Origin of the sequence: Albidovulum sp. (genome assembly GCF_049646345.1) — a bacterium.
GTDB lineage: Bacteria > Pseudomonadota > Alphaproteobacteria > Rhodobacterales > Rhodobacteraceae > Albidovulum.
Genome location: NZ_JBARVQ010000663.1, coordinates 1 through 3,230, shown reverse-complemented (window position 1 = coordinate 3,230; position 3,230 = coordinate 1). Strand labels below are relative to the sequence as shown.

Sequence of the window (3,230 nt, the reverse complement as noted above, 5' to 3'; positions counted from 1 at the left end):
ATCTCCTGAAGCCCGAAGCTCTGGCGCAGGCGATGATGGAACGTCGCCAGAACGGCCAGTTCCGCATGCAGCCCGGCTATGACCACAGCTATTTCTTCGTCTCGTCCTACATGCGCGATCACATCGCCTTCCATGCCGAAGCGCTCTACGCGGGGTGACACATGAGCCATTATGACCTGATCATCATCGGCTCCGGCCCCTCGGGTAAGGCTGCGGCCATTCAGGCGGGCAAACTGAAGCGCAAGGTGCTGGTCATTGACCGCAAGGACCGGCTGGGCGGTGTGTCAGTCCATACCGGAACGATCCCGTCAAAGACCCTGCGCGAGACGGTGCTGAACCTCTCGGGCTGGCGCGAACGGTCGTTCTATGGCCGGTCCTACCGGGTGAAGGATGACATCAGTTCGGACGATCTGAAGAACCGGCTGCACAAGACGCTCGACTACGAGGTCGACGTGCTGGAGCATCAATTCAACCGCAACCATGTCGAAACCCTTCTGGGCTCGGCCAAGTTCACCCGCCCGAATGAGGTGGAGGTGGCGACACAGGCGGGTGAGACGGTGCAGATGACCGCCGACAAGTTCCTGATCGCCACGGGGACACGGACCTACCGGCCAAAGGACGTGCCCTTCAACGGTAAGACGGTGGTGGATAGCGACGAATTCCTTGAACTCGGCCAATTGCCGCGATCACTTTGTGTTGTCGGCGCAGGCGTGATCGGGGTCGAATATGCGACGATGTTCACCGCACTCGACGTCCGTGTGACGCTGATCGAGCCGCGCGAAAGTTTCCTTGATTTCATCGACCGCCACACGATCCAGGAATTCACCCATCAGGTGCGCGAAAACGGGCTCGACCTCAGGCTGGGTTCCAAGATCGAAAAGGTCGAGGATGCGAAGAGCCATGTCGAGGTGACGCTGGAAAACGGCCGCCATGTGCGGACCGAGATGCTGCTTTACGCCGCCGGGCGGATGGGGGCGACCGATGCGCTGAACCTGAAATCGGTGGGGCTGGAAACCGACCATCGCGGGCGGCTGGAGGTCGACCGCAAGACCTACCAGACCAAGGTGCCGCATATCTACGCGGCGGGCGACGTGATCGGCCACCCGTCCTTGGCCTCAACCTCGCTGCAACAGGGAAGGGTCGCGGCCTGCCACGCGCTCGATACGCCGACGCTGAAGGAAAGCCCGTGGTTTCCCTACGGTATCTATTCGGTGCCAGAGATCTCAACCTGCGGTATGTCCGAGGAAGAGGCGCAGGGCAGGGGCATACCCTATGAGGTCGGCATTGCCCGGTTCCGGGAAACCTCGCGCGGCCATATCATGGGGCTGGAGCATGGCATGCTGAAGATGCTGGTCAGCCTCAAGACACGGCGGCTTCTGGGGGTGCAGATCGTCGGCGAAGGCGCGACGGAACTGATCCATATCGCGCAGGCTGTGCTGAACCTCAAAGGCACAGTCGATTACTTCGTCGAGAATACGTTCAACTACCCGACGCTGGCCGAAGCCTACCGCATCGCAGGCCTTGATGCCTTCAACCGCATGCCGATCCCCGAGGAATTCAAGGTCAAGCGCAAGGGCAAGGCATGACGCTTTACGTCGATGCCGATGCCTGCCCGGTGAAAGAGGAATGCATCCGCGCCGCCGACCGGCTGCGCGTGCCGGTCAAGATGGTCTGCAATGGCGGCATCCGCCCCTCGCCGCATCCCCTGGTCGAAACCATCTTTGTTACCGAAGGCCCCGATGAGGCCGATAAATGGATCGCCGAACGCGCGGGCAAGGGCGATGTGGTGATCACCGGTGACATCCCTCTGGCCGCGAAATGCGTCGGGGCCGGGGCGCTCGTGCTGAAACACAATGGCGAGGCGCTGACCGAGGCCAATATCGGCAATGTACTTGCCACCCGCGACCTGATGGCCGACCTGCGCGCGGCCGATCCCTTCCGGCAGGGCGGCGGCAAGGCGTTCTCGAAACAGGACCGCGCGCGGTTTTCTTCGGCCCTTGACCGGCTGTTGAGGAGCGCGGGTTAGCGGTCATCCGGGTAAAGCGGCCATGGCTGTCATCACGGCGCGGGCTGGATGAGCGCCCCTCTGCAGGATGGCCCCCAACGGCCATTCAGATTTGTTTTTGGCAACAATGCCCGTCATCATCCGATGTGATGCGGGCGGTCGCAAAAGCGCCTGCCCAACGCTCGACGTGGCGAAAAGCTTTACCCGCCCCCGATCAGAACGCCCGCGGCAAAAACCAGTGCGCCCCCCAGAACCACTTGAAAGGTCGCCCGCAGGAAGGGGGTTTCCATGTAGCGGTTCTGGATCCAGACGATGGCCCAAAGCTCAACAAAGACCACGACGATGGCGATTGCCGTTGCCGTCCAGAAGTCCGGGATCAGATAGGGCAGCGCATGACCCAACCCGCCTACAGTTGTCATCACCCCCGCCGAAATGCCGCGTTTTATGGGTGAGCCACGGCCCGAAAGCACCCCGTCATCCGAGGCAACTTCGGTAAATCCCATCGAAATGCCCGCGCCAACGGCGGCAGCAAGGCCGACGAGGAAGGTCGTCCAGGTGTTTTGCGTCGCGAACGCGACCGCGAAGATCGGTGCGAGGGTGGAGACCGAGCCATCCATCAGCCCCGCCAGCCCCGGCTGCACCCAGGTCAGCACGAACTGCCGATGGGCGGCGCGGTCCTCTTCCCCCTTCGCTTCGGTGTCGAGATGCGTCTCGGCCAGATCGCCAGCCTTCTTCTCATGCCTGGCCTCGGCGGCGGCCAGATCGCCCAGAAGTTTGCGGGTCTCGGCATCTTTGGTCGCAGCAGCGGCGCGGCGGTAGAAGGCTTCGGCCTCGCGCTCCATCGCCTCCGCCTCACCCCGCATCCGGTCGAGCCCGAGGTTTTCGACCAACCAGACCGGACGGCGGGCATAGAACCCCGCCACATGTTCGCGTCGGATCAGCGGGATGACCTCACCGAACCGTGCCTTATGGCGTTCGATCAGCCAGTGCCGGTGGATGTCCTCTTCCTTCGCCATTGCGTCAAACACGGCGGCGGAGGACGGAAAATCGACGCGCAAACGCTCGGCATAGATCCGGTAGATGCGCGCGTCGTCCTCCTCGGACGAAATCGCGAGCGCGAGTACCTCTTGCTCGCTCAGATCTGCGAAACGACGGCGGCTGGCAAAGCCCGGGATCATGGCGGCCTCCAGTTTGGAATGATTCCAAATTAGGCAGACCCGGCGAT

General features: G+C 62.4%; 3 protein-coding genes and 1 pseudogene. 3 read left to right on the top strand and 1 reads right to left on the bottom strand.

Annotated elements, in window-relative coordinates:
• From WBB85_RS17380 to WBB85_RS17370, 3 genes and pseudogenes are all read left to right on the top strand, one after another.
• Nucleotides 1-158, top strand: a pseudogene (locus WBB85_RS17380) (S-formylglutathione hydrolase); the annotation flags it as partial.
• A 3-nt stretch (nucleotides 159-161) separates the two neighbouring features.
• Nucleotides 162-1,586, top strand: a complete 1,425-nt coding sequence (gene sthA, locus WBB85_RS17375) for a Si-specific NAD(P)(+) transhydrogenase (protein WP_432639854.1) — start codon at nucleotides 162-164, stop codon at nucleotides 1,584-1,586.
• Nucleotides 1,583-2,026, top strand: a complete 444-nt coding sequence (locus WBB85_RS17370; RefSeq protein ID WP_432639853.1) for a YaiI/YqxD family protein — start codon at nucleotides 1,583-1,585, stop codon at nucleotides 2,024-2,026. The genes sthA and WBB85_RS17370 overlap by 4 nt, the downstream gene beginning before the upstream one ends.
• Before the next feature lie 179 nt (nucleotides 2,027-2,205).
• Here WBB85_RS17370 and mbfA read toward each other — a convergent pair whose 3' ends face one another.
• A complete protein-coding gene (gene mbfA, locus WBB85_RS17365) occupies nucleotides 2,206-3,183 on the bottom strand; it encodes an iron exporter MbfA (protein ID WP_432639855.1) in 978 nt (325 codons plus the stop codon).
• Nucleotides 3,184-3,230: the final 47 nt, after the last annotated feature.